At 40.3% G+C, this 20,531-nt stretch carries 25 protein-coding genes; 13 read left to right on the top strand and 12 right to left on the bottom strand.

Annotated features, from left to right (window positions below; all coding sequences use genetic code 11):
* Nucleotides 1–14 precede the first annotated feature (14 nt).
* Entirely contained in the window at nucleotides 15–680 is a 666-nt protein-coding gene (locus BT797_RS14610) for a TetR/AcrR family transcriptional regulator (protein ID WP_045108643.1), read from the bottom strand.
* Nucleotides 681–774: 94 nt separating this feature from the next.
* Nucleotides 775–1,482: a 3-deoxy-D-manno-octulosonic acid kinase gene (locus BT797_RS14605; RefSeq protein WP_075472592.1), complete on the bottom strand. Its 708-nt coding sequence runs from the start codon at nucleotides 1,480–1,482 to the stop codon at nucleotides 775–777.
* A gap of 93 nt (nucleotides 1,483–1,575) precedes the next feature.
* Between BT797_RS14605 and BT797_RS14600 the strand changes: the two genes are divergently transcribed.
* The 3 genes from BT797_RS14600 to coaD all read left to right on the top strand — a co-directional run bounded on the left by BT797_RS14600 (nucleotide 1,576) and on the right by coaD (nucleotide 4,199).
* Nucleotides 1,576–2,577 carry a glycosyltransferase family 9 protein gene (locus BT797_RS14600; RefSeq protein WP_045108641.1) on the top strand — a complete coding sequence of 334 codons (1,002 nt, stop codon included), beginning with the start codon at nucleotides 1,576–1,578 and terminating at the stop codon, nucleotides 2,575–2,577.
* 90 nt (nucleotides 2,578–2,667) lie between these two features.
* Nucleotides 2,668–3,717 carry a CDP-glycerol glycerophosphotransferase family protein gene (locus BT797_RS14595; protein WP_075472590.1) on the top strand — a complete coding sequence of 350 codons (1,050 nt, stop codon included), beginning with the start codon at nucleotides 2,668–2,670 and terminating at the stop codon, nucleotides 3,715–3,717.
* Nucleotides 3,714–4,199 (top strand): pantetheine-phosphate adenylyltransferase, encoded by a 486-nt coding sequence (coaD, locus tag BT797_RS14590; protein WP_045108639.1) that lies wholly within the window; start codon nucleotides 3,714–3,716, stop codon nucleotides 4,197–4,199. Before BT797_RS14595 ends, coaD begins: the two co-directional genes overlap by 4 nt.
* 19 nt (nucleotides 4,200–4,218) lie before the next feature.
* Here coaD and mutM read toward each other — a convergent pair whose 3' ends face one another.
* The 5 genes from mutM to radC form a co-directional block, all read right to left on the bottom strand.
* Nucleotides 4,219–5,031: a bifunctional DNA-formamidopyrimidine glycosylase/DNA-(apurinic or apyrimidinic site) lyase gene (mutM, locus tag BT797_RS14585; RefSeq protein WP_045108638.1), complete on the bottom strand. Its 813-nt coding sequence runs from the start codon at nucleotides 5,029–5,031 to the stop codon at nucleotides 4,219–4,221.
* A 60-nt stretch (nucleotides 5,032–5,091) separates the two neighbouring features.
* The gene (locus BT797_RS14580) at nucleotides 5,092–5,556 is read right to left on the bottom strand and encodes a hypothetical protein (RefSeq protein WP_045108637.1); all 465 of its coding nucleotides are present in this window, start codon (nucleotides 5,554–5,556) and stop codon (nucleotides 5,092–5,094) included.
* Between the two features lie 176 nt (nucleotides 5,557–5,732).
* Nucleotides 5,733–5,888 (bottom strand): 50S ribosomal protein L33, encoded by a 156-nt coding sequence (gene rpmG / locus BT797_RS14575; protein ID WP_045108636.1) that lies wholly within the window; start codon nucleotides 5,886–5,888, stop codon nucleotides 5,733–5,735.
* Nucleotides 5,889–5,899: 11 nt separating this feature from the next.
* On the bottom strand, nucleotides 5,900–6,136 hold the full coding sequence (rpmB, locus tag BT797_RS14570) for a 50S ribosomal protein L28 (protein WP_006030956.1): 237 nt from the start codon (nucleotides 6,134–6,136) through the stop codon (nucleotides 5,900–5,902).
* Nucleotides 6,137–6,287: 151 nt separating this feature from the next.
* Nucleotides 6,288–6,962 carry a RadC family protein gene (gene radC / locus BT797_RS14565; protein ID WP_045108635.1) on the bottom strand — a complete coding sequence of 225 codons (675 nt, stop codon included), beginning with the start codon at nucleotides 6,960–6,962 and terminating at the stop codon, nucleotides 6,288–6,290.
* A gap of 212 nt (nucleotides 6,963–7,174) precedes the next feature.
* Here radC and coaBC point away from each other — a divergent pair, with 212 nt between their 5' ends.
* The 3 genes from coaBC (at nucleotide 7,175) to slmA (ending at nucleotide 9,563) form a co-directional block, all read left to right on the top strand.
* Nucleotides 7,175–8,392: a bifunctional phosphopantothenoylcysteine decarboxylase/phosphopantothenate--cysteine ligase CoaBC gene (coaBC, locus tag BT797_RS14560; RefSeq protein ID WP_045108634.1), complete on the top strand. Its 1,218-nt coding sequence runs from the start codon at nucleotides 7,175–7,177 to the stop codon at nucleotides 8,390–8,392.
* Between the two features lie 93 nt (nucleotides 8,393–8,485).
* Complete coding sequence (gene dut, locus BT797_RS14555; protein WP_045108633.1) at nucleotides 8,486–8,941, top strand: dUTP diphosphatase; 456 nt, start codon at nucleotides 8,486–8,488, stop codon at nucleotides 8,939–8,941.
* A gap of 28 nt (nucleotides 8,942–8,969) precedes the next feature.
* A complete protein-coding gene (gene slmA / locus BT797_RS14550) occupies nucleotides 8,970–9,563 on the top strand; it encodes a nucleoid occlusion factor SlmA (RefSeq protein WP_045108632.1) in 594 nt (197 codons plus the stop codon).
* 102 nt (nucleotides 9,564–9,665) lie between these two features.
* On the opposite strand, the gene pyrE is transcribed toward slmA, so the two are convergent.
* On the bottom strand, nucleotides 9,666–10,307 hold the full coding sequence (pyrE, locus tag BT797_RS14545; protein WP_075472588.1) for an orotate phosphoribosyltransferase: 642 nt from the start codon (nucleotides 10,305–10,307) through the stop codon (nucleotides 9,666–9,668).
* A 144-nt stretch (nucleotides 10,308–10,451) separates the two neighbouring features.
* Entirely contained in the window at nucleotides 10,452–11,183 is a 732-nt protein-coding gene (gene rph / locus BT797_RS14540) for a ribonuclease PH (RefSeq protein WP_045108630.1), read from the bottom strand.
* A gap of 122 nt (nucleotides 11,184–11,305) precedes the next feature.
* Here rph and BT797_RS14535 point away from each other — a divergent pair, with 122 nt between their 5' ends.
* Nucleotides 11,306–12,169 carry a YicC/YloC family endoribonuclease gene (locus BT797_RS14535; protein WP_075472586.1) on the top strand — a complete coding sequence of 288 codons (864 nt, stop codon included), beginning with the start codon at nucleotides 11,306–11,308 and terminating at the stop codon, nucleotides 12,167–12,169.
* A gap of 49 nt (nucleotides 12,170–12,218) precedes the next feature.
* Here the strand turns inward: BT797_RS14535 and BT797_RS14530 are convergent, their stop codons facing one another.
* Nucleotides 12,219–13,493, bottom strand: coding sequence for a type II toxin-antitoxin system HipA family toxin (locus tag BT797_RS14530; RefSeq protein WP_075472584.1), 1,275 nt, complete (start codon nucleotides 13,491–13,493; stop codon nucleotides 12,219–12,221).
* Nucleotides 13,490–13,801 carry a helix-turn-helix domain-containing protein gene (locus BT797_RS14525; RefSeq protein WP_045108627.1) on the bottom strand — a complete coding sequence of 104 codons (312 nt, stop codon included), beginning with the start codon at nucleotides 13,799–13,801 and terminating at the stop codon, nucleotides 13,490–13,492. Before BT797_RS14525 ends, BT797_RS14530 begins: the two co-directional genes overlap by 4 nt.
* 457 nt (nucleotides 13,802–14,258) lie before the next feature.
* Between BT797_RS14525 and BT797_RS14520 the strand changes: the two genes are divergently transcribed.
* The 5 genes from BT797_RS14520 (at nucleotide 14,259) to maiA (ending at nucleotide 19,031) form a co-directional block, all read left to right on the top strand.
* Entirely contained in the window at nucleotides 14,259–14,747 is a 489-nt protein-coding gene (locus tag BT797_RS14520) for a DUF4442 domain-containing protein (RefSeq protein WP_075472582.1), read from the top strand.
* A 329-nt stretch (nucleotides 14,748–15,076) separates the two neighbouring features.
* The gene (gene hppD / locus BT797_RS14510) at nucleotides 15,077–16,165 is read left to right on the top strand and encodes a 4-hydroxyphenylpyruvate dioxygenase (RefSeq protein ID WP_045108625.1); all 1,089 of its coding nucleotides are present in this window, start codon (nucleotides 15,077–15,079) and stop codon (nucleotides 16,163–16,165) included.
* Nucleotides 16,166–16,189: 24 nt separating this feature from the next.
* Nucleotides 16,190–17,314, top strand: a complete 1,125-nt coding sequence (locus BT797_RS14505; protein WP_045108624.1) for a homogentisate 1,2-dioxygenase — start codon at nucleotides 16,190–16,192, stop codon at nucleotides 17,312–17,314.
* Between the two features lie 78 nt (nucleotides 17,315–17,392).
* Nucleotides 17,393–18,385 carry a fumarylacetoacetate hydrolase family protein gene (locus tag BT797_RS14500; protein ID WP_075472578.1) on the top strand — a complete coding sequence of 331 codons (993 nt, stop codon included), beginning with the start codon at nucleotides 17,393–17,395 and terminating at the stop codon, nucleotides 18,383–18,385.
* The gene (maiA, locus tag BT797_RS14495; RefSeq protein WP_045108622.1) at nucleotides 18,372–19,031 is read left to right on the top strand and encodes a maleylacetoacetate isomerase; all 660 of its coding nucleotides are present in this window, start codon (nucleotides 18,372–18,374) and stop codon (nucleotides 19,029–19,031) included. The genes BT797_RS14500 and maiA overlap by 14 nt, the downstream gene beginning before the upstream one ends.
* Nucleotides 19,032–19,063: 32 nt before the next feature.
* Here the strand turns inward: maiA and BT797_RS14490 are convergent, their stop codons facing one another.
* Nucleotides 19,064–19,975 carry a hypothetical protein gene (locus BT797_RS14490; protein ID WP_045108621.1) on the bottom strand — a complete coding sequence of 304 codons (912 nt, stop codon included), beginning with the start codon at nucleotides 19,973–19,975 and terminating at the stop codon, nucleotides 19,064–19,066.
* Nucleotides 19,976–20,328: 353 nt separating this feature from the next.
* Between BT797_RS14490 and BT797_RS14485 the strand changes: the two genes are divergently transcribed.
* A complete protein-coding gene (locus tag BT797_RS14485) occupies nucleotides 20,329–20,511 on the top strand; it encodes a hypothetical protein (protein ID WP_045108620.1) in 183 nt (60 codons plus the stop codon).
* Nucleotides 20,512–20,531 lie beyond the last annotated feature (20 nt).

The raw sequence follows: 20,531 nt of genomic DNA, 5'->3' as shown, positions 1-20,531 counted from the left end.
AAGAGTCAATAAAACTAGCCATTTATCTCAGGTATAACCGTTTCAGCCGTCGCTAAACGTAAGTAATATTCACGCATATGCTGATAATCGACAAGGGCTTTTTCAGTAAAGTAAGGCTTCATCATGAAAATAGATTTCAGAATGCCACGATAAATATCCGTCTTATATACTTTTGCATCTTTACTTATTGTGGTGCGATAACTTACCCAAGACACAAGCACAACCTTAATCGAGTTGGCTAATTCGTCCAGATCTTCCATCGGAATATTCACCACTTTATTTTTCTGTAAAGAGAATAACAAATCCACTTCACGCTGTGCTGACACTTCTTGGAATTTTAAATATTTTTTATGTAAGTTTGGATCTCGAGATAACAGGGTCGGTAAACTGTAATACAAAAATCTAAAACGCCACATCGTTTCAAACATCGAATCTAAATAACTCATCATCACTTCTAATGTCACGTCACCTTCACGGTGAGGTTGGAAATGCTCCGCTAAATAATTCACATATTGATCAAAAATAGAGTCAATAATGTCTTCTTTATTACGAAAGTGATAATAAAGATTGCCAGGACTAATACCTAAATGTGCGGCAATATGATTTGTCGTTACGTTACGCTCACCACATTCATTAAACAGCTCAAGTGCAGTATGGATGATCTTATCTCTGGTTTTCATGAAAATGACCGCTTTGATTTATAATGGAATACTCAATACTCGCACATTTATTGCTAAATGACACAGTGTAATATCCCATTGTTAGAATGTTCGCTCAATTATGATAACCCGCGAATAATAAATCCCAATCTGTCTCTTGCCATTTGAACGCCGTATCTTTCGTTTTTTCTTTCACAAAAGAGCGCTTTAACCGCGCTAAATTATCTTTTTTCCACGAATTTGCAGCTGGTTTAAATTTGCAGCGATCAAAATCGATAAGCCACCACTTACCCTTTCCATCGAGAATAATATTATGGGTATTTAAATCTGCATGCCATAAATTAACATCATGGAAACGTCTTATCATGGCTCCAATTTGTCTATAATCATCACTCGTTAACGCACGATCTTTTAATACCGCAACTAAATCGTTAGCCCCTGCAATTTTCTCGGTAATCAAATCAGCATGATAAAACAATCCTTGTTTAATAATCTGACCAGCAATCGGGGTTGGTGCTGGCAAGTTTTTATCCACAAGTTGCTGAGTCACCACAAATTCTTGGTAAGCGCGGGTATTCTTTAACCCAGTATAAAAATAGGCATCTTTAATTAACTTCGCAACCAAACCTCCACGATGATAATGACGTAACACAAATTCATTATCGTTTATTTTAAAAAACCAGGTAATACCACGACCAAACGCTGAACCAATAATCGCATTATTACGTTGCCAATATGCCCCATCAAAATATTCTGGGGTGATCTCGCCTTTTAATTCGTCCTGAAAAAATAAGACTCTAGCGCCTTGTGTCTCTATTAACATGTGATCTCCAAAAAAACTTCGTCGATAAATTTTACATTACCTCAAACGATTTGCATAATAGCCTTTTACATTCAACAACTAGAAATGATGAATATGACCCCTCCACAGAGTATCTGTATTTTACGTTTTTCCGCAATTGGTGATGTTTGCCATGCTGTATCTGTTGTACAAGCAATTCAGCGCCAATACCCAAATGCAAAGATCACTTGGGTGATAGGAAAAATAGAAGCCATGTTAGTTGGGGACATCAGCAATGTTGAATTCATTATTTTTGATAAAAAAGCCGGACTAAAAGGCTATTCAGACCTACGCAAAAAATTAAATAACCGTCAATTTGATGTATTACTGCATATGCAAGTTGCACTCAGAGCTAGTGTCGCAAGTTTATGTATTAAAGCCAAACAGCGCTGGGGATTTGATAAAAAAAGAGCCAAAGAAGGCCAGTGGCTATTCACTAATCATAAAATCAAGCCGCAATCACAACCCCATGTACTCGATGGTTTTATGGCGTTTGCTGAAGCGATTGGCGTACCCGTTGCACCTCCGCAATGGAATATCCCACTTTCAACCCAAGATAACTTATGGGCGCATTCACAATTAAGCCACGAAAAGAAAAATTTTATTATTTGCCCATCAGCAAGTAAAGCAGAACGTAATTGGTCGACAGAAGGTTATGCCGAAATAGCCAATTATATGCATGAGCAAGACTATCAAGTATCAATATGTGGTGGCCCGACAGACAGTGAAAAGCAACTCGCTAAAGATATAATGCAACTCACCACAGCACCAATTAATAACCTTGTTGGTGAAACATCATTGAAACAATTGCTCGCTATTTTAAAACATGCTGATCTTGTATTAGCACCCGATACCGGCCCTGCACATATGAGTACCACTGTCGGGACTCCCGTTGTTGGCTTATACGCGCACAGTAACCCTGGGCGTACAGGGCCTTATAATAACCTTAACGATGTCGCTGAAGTTTACCATCAACATTTACCAAACAGTGAATGGGGGCAACGAGCGAAGGGACCTGATTTAATGAATGATATTTCGGTTGCCCAAGTTAAGTTGTGCCTAAAAAAATGGCTTTAAAGCCCAAAATTAAAATTAAAGTAATATGGAATTACACCTGTTCTTCTATGATTACTTATAAATAAAAATAAGAATATGGGTTGTATGATCATGTCAAAGAAATATCTTTTTTATATTAGCCAAAATTACAGTTTCGCAATATTAAGACCTTTACAGTCTGAGATTAAACGTCGAGGCGGTAATGTAAAGTGGTTCCTAGAACCAAATGTGAACGCAAGTTATTTATCTGTTGATGAAGAACAGTTAACCACAGTAGAAGCGATACAAGCCTTTAACCCTTTTGCTGTATTTGTACCAGGGAACGTTGTACCTAGTTTCATACCAGGTATTAAAGTGGGCATTTTTCATGGCTTTGATGCAGGAAAATTAAATCGTCGTGGTGAAGAAGATCATTATCAAATCCGAGGATGTTTTGACTTATATTGTACATTTGGGCATAAAGTAACTCAGCAATTTTCTAAATTAGCTAAATCAGATCAAACCTTTAAAATTACAGATACGGGCTGGCCGGCTGTCGATCCGCTATTTTCATTAGCACCGATCAATAATCCATATCACGATATCAACGATAATCGTAAGACTGTATTATTATGCTCAACATTTTCTCGTAATTTAACTTGCGCACCTCACGTTTATGATACGATCGCACGCTTATCAAAAACAGGTAAGTGGCGCTGGTTAGTACAATTTCATCCTAAAATGGATAGCGAAATCGTAGCGAAATATAAAACATTGGGCAGTGATAATTTACAATTTATTGAGACCGATAACGTCATTCCAATATTACAAGCTGCCGACGTGATGCTTTGTGATACGTCATCAGTATTATTAATGTTTTTACTACAAAGAAAGCCAGTCGTTACCTTTAAAGGTAACCAGCAAGGAAAGCACCTCATCAAGGTGAGCACACCAGAGCAAATTGAATCAGCGTTAACAGAAGCGTTAACACAGCCTGATGAACTCATGCGACACATTGATGATTACATAAAATATATTCATGCGTATACAGACGGTAATTCAAGTGCCAGAGTATTAGATGCAGTTGATAACTTCACTTATGACTCATTAAAAGCCAAGCCATTAAATCTATTACGCCAACTGAAATTAAGAAAAAAATTAGGATACTGGAAACTATCATGACAGTAAAAGTTATTTACCCTGGTACATTTGATCCCATCACCAATGGTCATACTGATTTAATCGAACGCGCAGCAAAATTGTTTGATCACGTCATTGTTGGCGTAGCCTTTAACCCAACCAAAAAGCCGTTCTTTAATCTTGATGAACGCGTGCAATTAGCAAAAACCGTAACAGCACATTTAGATAATGTGGAAGTGGTAGGGTTTAGCGGGTTATTAGTTGATTTTTCTAAAGAATATAATGCATCTGTATTAATTCGAGGGTTACGAGCGGTATCTGACTTTGAGTATGAATTCCAACTTGCGAATATGAATCGTCGCTTAAGCCCTGATTTAGAAAGCGTATTCCTAACACCGTCTGAAGAGAATTCATTTATCTCTTCAACACTGGTGAAAGAAGTCGCTATTCACAACGGTGATGTCGCACAGTTTGTCGCACCAATTGTTTGTCAGGCTATTTTAGACAAAATTGCAGAAAAATAGCCCATTAAGTAAACTTAGGTTAGCGTTGACATTGATTACAATAAATCGTGTTGCGCTGGCCGATCTTCACCGCTTGTAATACTTCACCACATTTCGGGCACGGCTTCCCACTCTTACCATATACTTGCAGTTCCTGCACAAAATAACCTGGTTTACCATCAGTCTGAGTAAAATCCTTCAGTGTCGTACCACCTTGCTCGATGGCTTTCGCTAATACTTGTTTCACTTCTTCCACGAGTACTTTATAACGCTGTAAAGACACATTACCCGCGGCACGTTTTGGACTGATGCCAGCAGAGAACAAGGCTTCATTGGCATAAATATTACCGACCCCCACCACGACATGGTTATCCATTAGAAATGACTTAACCGGCACTTTCCGTGCTCGCGAGCGCTCAAATAAACGTTGTGCGGTAAACTCACTGGTCAGCGGTTCAGGTCCTAATCTGGCTAATAATTTATGCTCAAGCACATCACCCACTTGCCACAATACCGATCCAAAACGCCTAGGGTCGTTCAGACGAAGACATTTACCTGAATTCAACACTATGTCTACATGATCATGCTTTTCGACTGCTACAGTCGAATCAAGCACTCTTAGACTACCAGACATCCCCAAGTGAATGATGATTGTGCCTTTTTCAGTCTCGAGTAATAAATATTTAGCTCGGCGACGTACGCTTAGCACTGTACAGTCCACCGCATCCTGTAGTGCAATTGGCACAGGCCAACGTAATTGTGCATTACGCACAACTATCTTAGTGATTTGTGCATTTTCGAGATAAGGGGCAATGCCTTGACGGCTTACTTCAACTTCTGGTAATTCAGGCATGTGTCAATCCAGTAGGTAAGAACTTAATCTGTTGATGATAAAAAGAAATAAATAAAATAACTAGCGAGGTAATAAAACTTGTAATTCAGATTCATCAATTTGCAATAACTGGCCCTGCCAATTTTGTAGCAAATAACCGCTATCAATTTGGTATAAAATTAGCGTAACAGGTTCAGATAAATTGGCCAGTTCGAAAGATATATTAATACCGTAGGCCAAATTAGCAATCACAATATCGTTAATCACAGGTTTAAAAGTGGCTGTTTCCCACGCTTTAATAATTTGTTTAAGTTGCGATTGTGAAAGACCTAACTCCGGCAATGTAGCAAGTTGGCTACCTACACGCTGGATCTGGATATTATCAAACTGCATCGACAATACCACGGCATGAGCAGGCAACGCCGCTTGATATTGACTCGTAGACTCATCACCCTCTATTTTTTTTCCTGAATATTGAAATACCAGCATCATCGCCAGTACCGCAAATATTAATACGTTATTCCAACCTCGTCGTGATAACTGCACGCTAAAATCCTTCTAATCTCTGATATCGCATCTTGAAGTAGTTTCGGTATATATATCAATAAGTATATGCAAATTACGTGAAAACGTCGGATTGGGCAAGGTAGAAACAAGGAATTTTAGGCAAAAAAAAACCCAGCAAAAGCTGAGTTTTCAATATTTGAACATAAAACCAAGGATTACTTGATTTTACCTTCTTTGTACATAACATGCTTACGAATAACTGGATCAAATTTTTTGATTTCCATTTTTTCAGGCATGTTTTTTTTGTTTTTATCAGTGGTATAGAAGTGACCTGTACCAGCAGATGAATTCAGACGAATTTTATCGCGCATAATAGAGTTCCTTAAACCTTCTCACCACGGGCACGCATTTCAGCAAGAACTGAATCGATACCCTTTTTATCAATAATACGCATACCTTTACAAGTAAGGCGTAACTTTACAAAGCGGTTTTCGCTCTCAACCCAAAAACGGTGTGTATGTAGGTTTGGCAAAAAACGGCGACGAGTGCGGTTTTTTGCGTGAGAAACGTTATTACCAACAGCTGGTTTTTTACCAGTGACTTGGCATACTTTAGACATGTCGTCTTCTCCAAATATTTTCTTGCTCGAGCAAATATACAGCGTCTTGTTGGCCGTCGCCCAAGACGCGTGCTAAAGGCGGCATTTTATACAGTAAATTAAAACATAGAGCAAGCTTTTTATATTTCTCAGGTAGTGGTAAATATAAAATTCACACCCACCCTCGCTCTGCAAAGCTCGCTATGTCGCTGTCACCTATAACAAAATGATCGAGGACTTTAACATCAATTAATTGTAAGGCTGAAATAAGTTTATCTGTGATCATACGATCTGCACGGCTGGGTTCAGCAATACCAGAAGGATGATTATGGGCAAATATTACTGCCGCAGCATTTCTTTCTAACGCTTTTTTAACCACAACTCTCGGATAAACACTAGCACTGTCTATTGTGCCATAAAACAACTCTTCAAAGCGAATAACTCGGTGCTTATTGTCTAAAAATAATACCGCAAAGACTTCATGAGGCTGATCGCGCAATTTTGCGCGTATGTAATCTCGACTTTCTTGGGGGTTCGTTAACGCATCACCACGCTCTAATTTTTCAGCTAAAAAGCGCCGAGACATCTCAACAGTGGCTTGTAACTGTACATATTTTGCCACTCCTAATCCCTTCGTCTGACAGAATTCATGCTCACTCGCAGCAAACAAGGATCTTAACGTGCCAAATTCAGCTAAAATATGCCGAGCCAGCATCACCACATTAGTCCCTTTAATCCCCGTCCGTAGAAAAATCGCCAATAATTCGGCATCCGATAGTGATTGTGGGCCAAACTTAACCAATTTCTCTCGGGGCATCTCATCTCTGGGTAATGCTTTTAATTTCATCTGTATCCACCATTTAACATAACATCCTGATAGCTTAGTAATTCGATGAATAAAAGAGCTGGATAATGATAAAACAGTGAAATAGTTCAAATTTATGGATTTGATAATGACGTGTATAAAATTAATCACAAACCTTAGCATCTGATAATTTAATTATGGTATTGTTATTACGTTATTAGAATAACCTTTCAGATTTTAACGTGGAATACACAATGACTGTAATTGCCAATAAACGTATCTTGCTCGGTATTACGGGCGGCATCGCTGCTTACAAATGTGCAGAATTGACGCGCCGCTTAACGGAACAAGGCGCAGAAGTTCGCGTCGTGATGACTCAATCAGCACTAGAATTTATTACCCCGCTCACCATGCAAGCAGTCTCTGGATTCCCCGTTGCCCATAGTTTATTGGATCCTGCAGCCGAAGCAGGTATGGGTCATATTGAATTAGCGAAGTGGGCAGATTTAGTGTTAATCGCGCCTGCAACCGCTAATTTCATTGCCAAGTTCACTGCTGGTATCGCCGATGATTTACTCTCAACATTGTGTTTAGCCACACCCGCACCGATTGCCATTGCGCCGGCGATGAATCAAGTTATGTACCAAGCGCCAGCAACACAAGCGAACTTAGCGACACTAAAACAGCGAGCCGTGCCACTATGGGGACCCGCTTCAGGCGCCCAAGCTTGTGGTGATGTGGGCCCTGGTCGAATGGTAAATCCCGATGAACTCGTCACTGCTGTTATCAATTTCTTTGCCGCTGAAGCACAACCACAAGTGCTCGCGGGTAAAAATATAATGATCACTGCAGGACCAACTCGCGAGGCGATTGATCCAGTACGTTACATCAGTAATCACAGTTCAGGAAAAATGGGTTACGCCCTCGCACAAGCAGCCTCTGCGCTCGGCGCTAATGTAACGATAGTGAGTGGCCCTGTCGCATTAACTCCGCCATCTGATTGCAATATAGTAAAAGTAACGAGCGCCTTAGATATGCATAATGCTGTTATGTCTGACATTAACCAGCAAGATATTTTCATTGCTTGTGCAGCCGTCGCTGATTATCGCCCAGAAGCCATCGCCGAACAGAAAATAAAAAAGACCAGTAGCGACGAAATGATCGTTCGTATGGTCAAGAATCCCGATATAGTTGCCAGCGTTGCAGCGCTCGAAAAATCTCCTTTTACTGTCGGTTTTGCTGCAGAAACACAAGATGTTGAACATTATGCACGCGACAAAATGCAACGTAAAAATCTTGCTATGATTGCAGCAAATGACGTGTCACAATCCGGCCAAGGCTTCAATGCCGAAGACAATGCATTGACCGTATTTTGGCCACAAGGCAATGCACAAATAGCATTAGCAAATAAGCAAGATGTAGCGACACAATTACTGCAGTTAATTGCAACTCAGTTCAATGCCAATACATAACGATAACTAAAGTTACATTCAAAACTCTACCTTGTCTTGCGCTAACGCAATGCATTGTAGATCTATCAATTGATATATTCAGTGAAACAAACAATGAAGCAAATAGAAGTAAAAATATTAAATCCACGCGTGGGTAAAGAATTTCCATTACCAAGTTATGCAACACCAGGTTCGGCAGGTTTGGATCTACGCGCTTGCCTTGAACAACCACTCACGGTTAATCCAGGTGAAACGCATTTGATCCCAACAGGTATTGCCATTCATATTGCAGACCCAACGATGGCAGCAACCATTTTACCGCGTTCAGGCTTAGGGCATAAACACGGTATCGTATTAGGTAACTTAGTTGGTTTAATCGACTCTGATTATCAAGGTGAGTTAATGATCTCATGTTGGAATCGAGGTCAAGACAGCTTCAGTATTCAACCGGGCGATCGTATCGCTCAAATGATGATAGTGCCAGTAATACAAGCACAATTAACCATCGTTGAAGAATTTGATAGCAGTGAACGTGGCGAAGGTGGCTTTGGCCATTCAGGTAAGCAATAACGGTTAACACCATTCTAGGATGAAAAAGATGTCAACAAGCACTAAAAAAAATCGTCGAGAACAAATTTTACAAGCGTTAGCGCATATGCTGGAGACCAATCCAGGTCAGCGTATCACGACCGCAAAACTCGCTAAAGAAGTCGGCGTATCAGAGGCAGCTCTCTATCGCCACTTCCCAAGTAAAGCGCGTATGTTTGAAGGTTTAATTACCTTTATCGAAGATTCAATATTAGCGGGTATTAATCAAATCTTAAACGAAGAAAAAGATACCATTACTCGTTGTCATCACATCCTGCATCTACTGTTGGTCTTTACCGAGCGTAACCCTGGCATCACCCGGATTATGACTGGCGATGCACTACAAGGTGAGCACGAACGCCTCGGTGAACAGATCAGCGCCTTGTATGCCAAGATTGAAACACACTTTAAACAAGTGCTACGTGAAAAGAAAATGCGTGAAGGCACTGGTTTTAGTTTAGACGAAGGTACGTTAGCCAATTTATTACTGGCGTATGCAGAAGGGCGTATTAATCAATACGTACGCACTCGCTTTGCGTTAAAACCAACGACTGATTTTGATCTGCAGTGGAACTTCTTGCACAAGCAGTTATTGCAAAGTTAATCTCGACAAAGGTAATTTGTAATTACCGCAAAGTGTAAAAACAAAAAAGGCTACCGAGGTAGCCTTTTATTTTTATAACAATGGTATATCTATGACAGCTAATTAGATGCCGTAGTTTTCACGGTATGTTTTTACATTTTCAAGATGTTGTTGCATTTCTGGCTTATCAGCTAAGAAAGTAACGAGATCACCTAACGTCACTATTGATAATACTTTACACGCATAATCACGTTCAATTTCTTGGATTGCAGATAATTCGCCTTTGCCTTTTTCTTGGCGATCTAGCGCTATTAACACACCCGATAGTTCAGCGTTATGTGCTTGGATGATATCCATTGACTCACGGATTGCCGTACCCGCAGTTATCACATCATCAACAAGCATAATACGACCTTTAAGTGCAGAACCCACTAATGTACCACCTTCACCGTGGTCTTTTTTCTCTTTGCGGTTAAAGCAGTAAGGTGCATCAATACCATGATGATCGTTCAGCGCAACAACAGTTGTTGTCGCAATTGGGATACCTTTGTAAGCAGGACCAAATACCACATCGTATTCGATACCAGAATCAACTAAAGCAGCTGCATAGAAACGGCCTAGACGTGATAAGTCACGACCCGTGTTAAACAAACCAGCGTTAAAGAAATAAGGGCTAGTACGACCAGACTTTAGAGTGAATTCACCAAACTTAAGTACTTCTTTTTCTAAAGCAAACTCAATAAATTCGCGTTGATAATCTTTCATCGTTTTCCCCTATTATGATTAATTAAATGTTGTTAACTAAAAGCAACTTCACCTAAAAAGCCTAATAATATGGGGTATATTATTAGGCAATTAATATTGTTAGCGCTCGGCGACTAACGATAAGCGCCGCTATTCTAACAAGCTTTACGCTTTAATCAAGCTATCACCGAGTGCTTTCTTTTGTTCTACAATAATCTGCTCGATACCATCTTTTGCTAACGCTAGCATGCTTAGCATTTCTTCGTGACTAAACGGTTCGCCTTCAGCAGTCCCTTGGATCTCAATAAACTTACCTGTTTCAGTCATCACCACATTCATATCTGTTTCAGCGTCTGAATCTTCTGGGTAATCTAAGTCGCAAACAGCTTCGCCTTTATAGATACCAACAGAAACTGCTGCGATCATAAATTTAATTGGGCTAATCTTTAATTTACCTTTACGGATTAGAAACTCAACCGCATCAGCCAGTGCCACACAAGCGCCTGTAATGGCAGCCGTACGCGTACCACCATCAGCCTGAATAACATCACAATCAATTAAAATCGTGTGTTCACCTAATGCCCCAAGATCGACACAAGCACGTAATGAACGCGCAATCAGACGTTGAATTTCCATCGTACGTCCACTTTGTTTACCACGTGCAGCTTCACGATGCATACGTTTGTGCGTCGAGCGCGGTAACATGCCGTATTCAGCCGTAACCCAACCTTGTCCTTTACCTTTTAAAAAACGTGGTACACCATTTTCAACCGTCGCTGTACACAATACTTTGGTATCGCCAAATTCAACTAATACAGAACCTTCTGCATGAGCAGTAAAGTTACGAGTGATAGTGACAGGACGAACTTGGTCTACAGTTCTTTGGCTTGGACGCATTATTTTTACTCTTCAAGGATGATAGTCCAATATTATATGAGCTAAGCTAAACTATCGCTATAGCAAGTTGTAATAACCTGCGGGTATAATTAGCTTAATTTACTTTAATTAACGGATTTAACATGATTCATAGTATGACGGCATATGCCCGTAAAGAATTTAAAGGTGATTGGGGTACTGCTGTATGGGAGATCCGTTCAGTTAACCAACGTTACCTCGAAACGTACATCCGATTACCGGAGCAATTTCGTGGTTTAGAAGCCGTATTACGTGAACGTTTCCGTAAACAATTACAACGCGGTAAAGTTGAATGTAACCTGCGTTTTGAAGCTAGTGCAGCAAATAGTGGTGCATTACAGCTAAACGAAGCATTAGCCGAAAAATTAATTGAAAGCGCAAACTGGGTATCAAAAAAAGCCGGTAAGGCAAAACTAAACCCTGTTGATATTCTACGTTGGCCTGGCGTAATGGAAGCAGCAGAAAAAGACATGGGTGAGTTATCAACTGACCTACTTAGTTTTTTCAACGAAACGCTGGGTGAGTTCTTAGAGTCTCGCGCTTCTGAAGGTGAAAAACTGCAAGCGATGCTAGAGCAACGTTTAGCGGGTATCACTGAACAAGCTGCGTTTGTGCAAAGTAAAATGCCAGAAATCATCGAATGGCAACGCGAGCGCATTCAAAAGAAATTTACCGATGCGAAAATCGAATTAGATGAAACCCGCGTTGAGCAAGAACTTATCTTAATGGCGCAGAAGTTAGATGTTGCTGAAGAAATCGATCGCTTAAATGCCCACGTAACAGAAACGCACAGTATCTTGAAAAAAGGTGGCGCATGTGGCCGTCGTCTTGATTTTATGATGCAAGAATTCAATCGCGAATCAAATACCCTAGGTTCTAAATCTATCAGCACAGACATAACTAAGTCTGCGGTAGAGCTTAAAGTATTAATTGAGCAGATGCGCGAGCAGTTACAGAATATTGAGTAATAGATTCGATACTGACTAAGTAGCATATATAAATAAAATTGAGCCTCGTCTATCGAGGCTTTTCATTTTTATAAATACGAAAATCAGGCTGTAAATTCAACCAATGCTCCCTCAATGCATCCTTATGCTCATCCTGCATAGGCAAATTGTCTAGCATTTCAGGCCATGTGGCTCTCGCCAGTTTAATCGTCTCAAGTAAATGCGGTTTGATCGCAGACCAAGGTAATTTTGTATCTTTAGCCCAGCGCTCAAAATGCGCTAGCGTCATCTCATACCATTGCTTGGAACCTGACATATTTAACGCTAACTTATCATCTGTAATATAGGACATAGTGAAAACCACATCGTATAACGGCGATAACCGCGGCGTACGTCCATCAGGATAAATCATAGTCCAGTTTTTTAAGTGTGCATCGCCATTACCCAATAATATGTTAATCAACAACCTGCGAGCCATCTCTTGAATATCACGTAATCGTTCATGACTCGTTTTATATAAAACACTAGCTAGTAACTCGCAATTCACTTTTTGATATTTATCAGATGGATACAAACCAAATATTTGCGCAAAGTCTTCGGAATGAATTCGTCCCTCAGCACTGCGGTCGAAACGCCGAATACCATAAGCAAATTCTTCATCCGGTAATCGAATATTAGGTAACCCATCTAACTCATCTAATTTAATTAACCGTATTGCAGGAACACGAACACCGACAGATTCAGCCAATCTCATACAGGTATATTCATTTACTGGCACACCCTTATGCACAGTAGAAGGTGTTTTGATGATCCACATATCACCCGTTAACTCTTGATCAATATGATAACGACCATCCAGATGAGATGAAGAAAACTTCATTTGTACACCCGCTAAAGAAAACTTAGTATCCGCATGCCTAACTTCTATTTGTAGTGGCTCGATAGACAAACGGTGATCTAATGCCCAATCCGGTAACTCACCTACTTTAATTGGTGTAGCAATAATTGCACCGGGTAGGTTCAATCCTAAATAGGCTAAAATAGAGAATTCATTATTCGGATGACAATTTAACGACTTAGCCGTCAAATCTCGTAGAATACCTTCGGGAAGTAAATTTGATAATACAGGTGGTATTTTTTCAGTTCTAATTTGCAGCTTAAATAAATAGTTAGGATCAATAATTTGGCGTAATGAGAATACAGGTCTTTCACTTTCTGGCGTCGCCACAAATTCAGGGTTAAAACTGAGGATGTTTTTACCTCCTGCATAATGCGCAATAACCGCAATATTAACGCCGTGCAAACTAATATTTAATCCTTCGACCTGCTCTATTTGTTTGCTCATTTGTTATCCTCAGAGCCAAGCCAGAAATCTAGATCATCGGTATCATCTTCTAATGACTGAATACTATCAATACTTTCTAATTTAGTTTGCTGGAGGTTTGTTGATTTATTCTTCGGAGTAATTGAAAGTTCAAGATCAAGTCCTTCCAATACACGCAATAATGTTGAAAGCTTAATATCACTGCCTGCTTCAATACGTTGGTATTGCTGCTGCTTCATGCCAATACGCATATACATATCAGCTTGTTCCATGCCAAGCTCTTTACGTCTGTCGCTAAGTAACTTAGTAATATTTTCAATCTTATCCATTATAACCTCAAACAACTTATACGTTGTAAATCATGCCACTTACAACATAGTAGTTGTTAAACTTCATTTAAACAACTTAAGTGTTGTACTTATTGTTTTATCACTAAATCATCAATACAATTTATGGACCTCCCATGAAAATATTGCATGACTTTAAAGATCATTCATTAAGGATTTAGCAATGTAGAGCGTGACCACTTCATACCAATACGCATATCGGTTCTATCCATACCAAGTTCATTTCATTTGAGACATACCTCACAATTAACTCCAGCAAATCAAGCGCCCCCCTAAATAGGTGCACCAAAATAGCTAAATCAATCAGTAGAAGTTGATTTACCTTTAAATTGAAACTAGATTAAACCACTGATTTTCATTAAATTCCCCCGACAAAGTTAACCAGTACAGTTGATATTTTGATACGGATATAATGATCTACAAATAAGGAATCGAATTAATGGCGACTAACAGTTTGAGTTCAATTGTAAATAAAATTTCTGCACAACCAAAAGAAATCAGTTCACTACAGCTATCGTCAATGTTTGGTGAAACCATCAAGTTCTTTGGCAGAGCTGGTATTCAAGTTGAATCACTTGATGTTAACAATGCAATACTAAAACTCGAAAATACTGAAACTGTACAAAATCACATTGGTGGCATTCATGCTGCTGCAACTGCATTATTGGGCGAATCAGCGACTGGATTTTTAGTTGGCATGCACGTTCCAGATAATCGTATTCCTTTACTCAAATCGATGAATATTAATTATATCCGTCGCGCAGATGGTGATTTAAAGGCGATTGCAAGCTTAACCGAAACACAAATATCAGATATAAAAAATACAGACAAAGGAGAGACAGCTGTAAAAGTCATCATTACAGATAGCGCTGGTAATAATCCGGTTGATGCTGAATTCATTTGGGCATGGGTTCCAAAAAAGAAATAACATCACTGATCACGCCCCCATTAACAGACGGATTTATAATTGCGTACCAAGGTGCAGCAGTGCAATTTATTTGTAGCGCTCTACTTGGGTTTTCATGCCGTTTATTATGGACCAGCCTGTACACAGCGAAACAATTAATAGTAACTGTCAATACAACACCAGCGATCGCCTAAGCAATTCAATAAATATAACGATGCCTTAATCGAAAACTTTATTTTCTTTTAAGGCCTCACTAAAGCAAAATCATAATAAATCGTCCATACTACCTCTAAGTTCCTTTTAAATTTGTAGGCTTATTTGCAACTCTATCGTCTGCAAAGGAGGTCAAAATGGACCACGCATATGATTATACTAAACAGCAGTTTAGTAATCCTGCGGGGACCGAAGGCTTCGAGTTTGTCGAATTCTCGTCTCCCGATCCAAAGCAGCTTGCCATGCTTTTCCAGCAGTTGGGTTTTCATCCTCATGCCCAACATCAAACACGCCCGTTAACTTGGTTCAAACAAGGTCATATCCATTTTTTAGTCAGTACAGAAGGTCGCGGTTTCGCCTCTGATTTTTCGAAACAACATGGCCCTTCCGCCTGTGCGATGGGCTTTAAAGTAACTGATGCAGATAAAGCCTATCAACACGCATTGAGCCGTGAAGCCAAACCTTGTAAGCGTAAAATTCTCGAGTTCGGTGTACCGGCGATTTATGGTATTGGCGAGAGTCTGCTGTATTTAGTCGATGATGATGTAAGAACACGGCTGTATCAGGAACAATTTGAATTAATAGGCAAAACTGAAGACGCATCGAACTCGGCGGGACTCACTTATATCGACCACCTGACTCATAATGTGCATTGTGGGCATATGGATCCGTGGGCTGAATTTTATGAGCGTATCTTTAACTTTCGAGAAATACGTTATTTTGATATTAAGGGTACGATGACAGGTTTACGCAGCCGTGCCATGACCAGCCCTTGCGGCAACCTCCGTATTCCCATCAATGAAAGCAGTGATGATAAGTCACAGATTGAAGAGTTCTTACAGGAATACCACGGCGAAGGGATCCAGCATATCGCCTTAGGCACAGATGATATTTATCAAACTGTCTCGACGTTAAGAGCGAATGGTATCGAGTTTATGGATATACCCGACACTTATTACGACATGATTACAGAACGCTTACCCGGTCATCATGAAGCGATTGAGCAACTAAGAAAAAATCGTATTCTAATTGATGGTCATATCGAATCAGGAAAATTAGTCCTGCTACTGCAAATCTTCACTAAAACATTAATCGGCCCTATCTTCTTCGAAATTATCCAGCGTAAAGGGGATGAAGGATTTGGCGAAGGTAATTTCCAAGCCTTGTTCGAATCCATTGAAAGAGACCAACTCGTGCGCGGTGTACTTTCGACTAAAAATAAATAAACACAATGGCCAAAAGGAAAAAACATGATCCGTAGAATCAGCTTTCCACTACGTAAAGGCACCTATTCTCGGCAGGCGCATGCAGACCTGCCAGCACAAGGTATGTTTGAGCGAGAAGTCAGTAGGGAAGGTTTCTATGGACCTGCAACGCACCTGCATCATAAACATCCACCGACAGGCTGGAGTGCTTGGTCGGGTGATCACAGGCCAAAAGCATATAACCTATTAAAACTGTCCTATTCGCAAATATCACCTTGGGATGCACCACTACTGTTACATAATGCCTATTGTCAGATCCGCTTCTGGCAATGTAGCGAAAACATGCAAACCTTAGTCAGAAATGCAGATGGTGATGATCTGTTATTTATTCATCAAGGCCACGGTGAGTTGTTTTGTGATTATGGCCATTTGAGTGTCGAACAAGGCGATTATGTACTCATTCCTCGTTCTTGTTTATGGCGTTTAGAGCCTGCCGAACCAATCACATTACTGATGATCGAAGCGACTAATGATTACTATGGCCTACCTGATAAAACCATTGTCGGACAGCATGCGATATTTGATCAAGCCGTATTAGATACCCCAGAAATAGACGCCGCCTACCTGCAACAACAAGATGAAAAACCATGGCAAGTAGTGCTTAAACGTTTTAATAAACTGTCGATTATTGACTACCCTTTTAACCCGCTTGATGTGGTGGGCTGGCACGGTGATGTATCTGTAGTAAGGATTAATTGGCAAGATATTCGTCCTTTAATGAGTCACCGTTTTCACCTGCCACCGTCCGCACATTCAACATTTGTGACCAGTCGATTTGTAGTCTGCACTTTTGTTCCCAGACCAATGGAAACCGATCAGGGGGCATTAAAAGTACCTTTTTACCACAGCAATGATGACTTTGATGAAGTTATCTTTTATCACCAAGGCGAATTTTTTAGCCGCGACAATATTGAACAAGGCATGCTGACCTTCCACCCTTGTGGTTTTACCCATGGCCCTCACCCCAAAGCCTATCGCACAGGTTACAAGTCTCAGCGAAAAGAAACAGATGAAGTAGCGGTGATGATTGATACTCGCGATGGCTTAGATATTGGGTCCCTGATGCCAGATGTGGAATGGCGAGGCTATATCGATAGCTGGAAAGAATGACGTTATGAAAATAGTGCTTATGAAAAATACGCTTATAAAAGATTAAAGGGTTAACGAACACACTTACGAGAGGCTAGGATGAAATTAGCAACATTACGGGATAATACCAGAGATGGCAGCTTACACCTAGTAAGCAAGGACTTACGAACTGCAGTGTGTGTTTCATCAATAGCGGCAAACTTACAATGGGCATTAGAGCATTGGTCTACTGTCGAACCCCAACTACAATCACAATACGAACAGTTAAATAACACGGCATTAAACGATATTATTCAATTCTCACATTGCCAATTAGAATCGCCATTACCCAGAGCATATCAATGGGCTGACGGCAGTGCTTACGTCAACCATGTCGAGTTAGTGCGTAAAGCCAGAGGGGCTGAAATGCCAGTATCATTTTGGTCTGAACCGTTAATATACCAAGGTGGCAGCGACAGTTTTTTAGGCCCCAATGACAATATCCCCCTGATAGACCCCGCTTGGGGACTGGATTTTGAAGGCGAAGTAGCGGTGATCACCAATGATGTAAAACAAGGGATCAATAGTGCAAACGCCAGTGACACCATTTTATTAATTACTTTAGTCAACGATGTATCACTGCGTAACTTGATCCCCAGCGAATTAGCTAAGGGGTTTGGATTTTTTCACAGCAAGCCCTCTACTGCATTTTCTCCCGTTGCAGTTACCCCTGATGAACTCGGCGATGCCTGGGACGGAAGCAAGTTACATTTACCTTTGTACAGTTATCTCAATGATGCATTATTCGGTTCGCCCGATGCCGGTACTGATATGACATTTGATTTCCCTCGTTTAATTGCCCACGCAGCAAAAACCAGAAGCTTAATAGCGGGAACCATTATTGGTTCAGGTACTGTGTCTAACTGTGACCGAACCGTAGGCTCATCCTGCCTAGCAGAAAAAAGAATGCTGGAAAAAATAGCCACTGGCGAGATCACCACCCCCTTTCTACAAAATGGCGACAAAGTAAAAATTGAAATGCACGATCAGGCGGGACAATCTATTTTTGGCGCAATAGAGCAAATAGTGGTAAAGCAAGATGAAGCTTTATAGCTATTTCCGTTCATCAGCAGCTTACCGCGTTAGGATCGTCTTAAATTTAAAGAAAATTAGTTATACCACCGAGCCTATTCATTTAATTCGTCATGGTGGGGAGCAGCACTCAGCCGAATATCTTAATATTAATCCACAAGGTCTGATTCCAAGCCTTGATATCGCTGAGGCAGAACATAAACCACAAATAATCACCCAATCAGGGGCCATTATCGAATATCTGGAAGAATCTTTTCCGCAACCAGCTTTATTACCAACAAACCTCATTGAACGTGCCTATGTACGCACATTGATGCAGATAATTGCTTGTGATATGCACCCGCTGAATAACTTGCGGGTATTACAGTATATCGAGGAGAATTTCGACTGTGACGGTACCGAAAAAATGGTCTGGTATCGTCACTGGTTGGCAAAAGGATTCGCAGCCGTCGAAACATTACTAACAAAAAAAGAGAGTACTCACTATTGCTACAACGACCAAATCACCTTGGCAGATGTCTATTTGATCCCCCAAGTTTACAATGCACAACGTTTTAAACTTGATATGGCCCCCTATCCAGTAATCAACCGTATTTATCAGCACTGTAGTCAATTGCCTGCATTTAACGACGCCGCGCCAGAACGACAGCCTGACGCAGACAAATAGCCCGACGCAGACTAACGTCCAAATTAAACACCTTAATGAATGCGTTTTCTTTCTTCATCAAGCCCTTGCCAAAATGTATACACACCATCAAGCATTTCGTTACCACTAACGATAAAATGGTCTTCATCAACGTCATTATTAAAGTAATAAGCCTCAAGTTCTTCCTGAGTATGATTCGCATGGTTGGCTTCAAGTTTTGCATGCCAGGTAAAAAAGGTCAGCGGTAAACCTTTTAGGTTTCTTGTTTGACGATAATGATTAAACCCAGCGACCAGTTCATCCCAAAACCCTGCTGCTGCCCAGTTCTCTACCGCATAAGAAGCAGCCGTTGACGTGGCGTAACTTGCCGAACCGTAAAGTCGCACCAATTCATCACAAAAGAACAAAGTCTTGGCAGAACCAAACTGGCGTCGTCCAATTTGATTAAATGCGATATCAAAATAATCGGCTAATTGATTTAACAGTTCAAAATGTGCGGCTTTAAAATGGAAAGCACCACCATCAATACTGCCTTCGATATCACCAAAATCACGTTCATCCGGTGTTAATTGCGTAGCACGGTTTCGCGTTGGGTTCTTATACACAACCCCAATTTCATTAGCTAAAATTTCTTTCGATGCTCGCATTTCTTCAAGGGTTTCAGCATTAAGCATTTTCTCCAATTGAGCGACCAAAAACTGATTAGAAAAAACCGAAAATTGCACGATTAGCTGTTTAATCTGTGCATCATTGAGTGACGCATTGCAAAACCACTGCGTATAGGGGTTAGCAGTAATAACCTTGTGATTCAGTAATTCGTTGTTGATACGGGATTGAAAGGCCAGAAAATTCTGCGCCTTGTCTAAGTCAAAATGCCCTGACTGTATCTCTTCAACCGTGTGATAAGTGAGTTTTTCCAGTCCATGGTCTTTACGATACGTTTCGATGGCAGAATTATCTCTCATACTAACCCTCCTCCCAGAATACGTTGCATTAACGCGTATCAGGAACGGTAAATTGTGATCGTAATGGGTATATTTCTAATAGTTTAGTTGCTAATTTCTCTTGTGTCAGTCAGCAAACGCTAGCTAGTTGTAACGACAAACATAATTATTTTCGTCACTAATATGAAATAATGACGATTGTATATATCAATAAAAGTATAAGAAAAAAGCCATTAGTTTCATTTGAAATAAGGGCCGATTATATTTGAAGTTACCGTATATTTATTATATTACTAGTTATCTGAATAACCATTACTAGACGATAATCGCTTCGTAATTGGAAACCAGTAAGACCAACAATATAGAGGTACGTTATGAAAGTAGTAGTGGAGTTTATGGAAACGGGTCGATACAAAGATAGAGTTTGGGAACCTTCATTCCACACAGGAAAAGGCAGCTTACGCTCAGTCTCACCTTCTTATGCCGCACAGTTAATAAGTCAGTGTAAAGCAAAACTGCATATCAACGAAGATGGTTCAGCAGCGCTTGAACATTAATAGGCCTGAATAAAGGTCCG

It is taken from the genome of Moritella viscosa (assembly GCF_900120065.1).
Lineage (GTDB): Bacteria > Pseudomonadota > Gammaproteobacteria > Enterobacterales > Moritellaceae > Moritella > Moritella viscosa.
The sequence above is the reverse complement of the archived record's forward strand: the minus strand, read 5'-3'. Positions and strand labels throughout refer to the sequence as shown.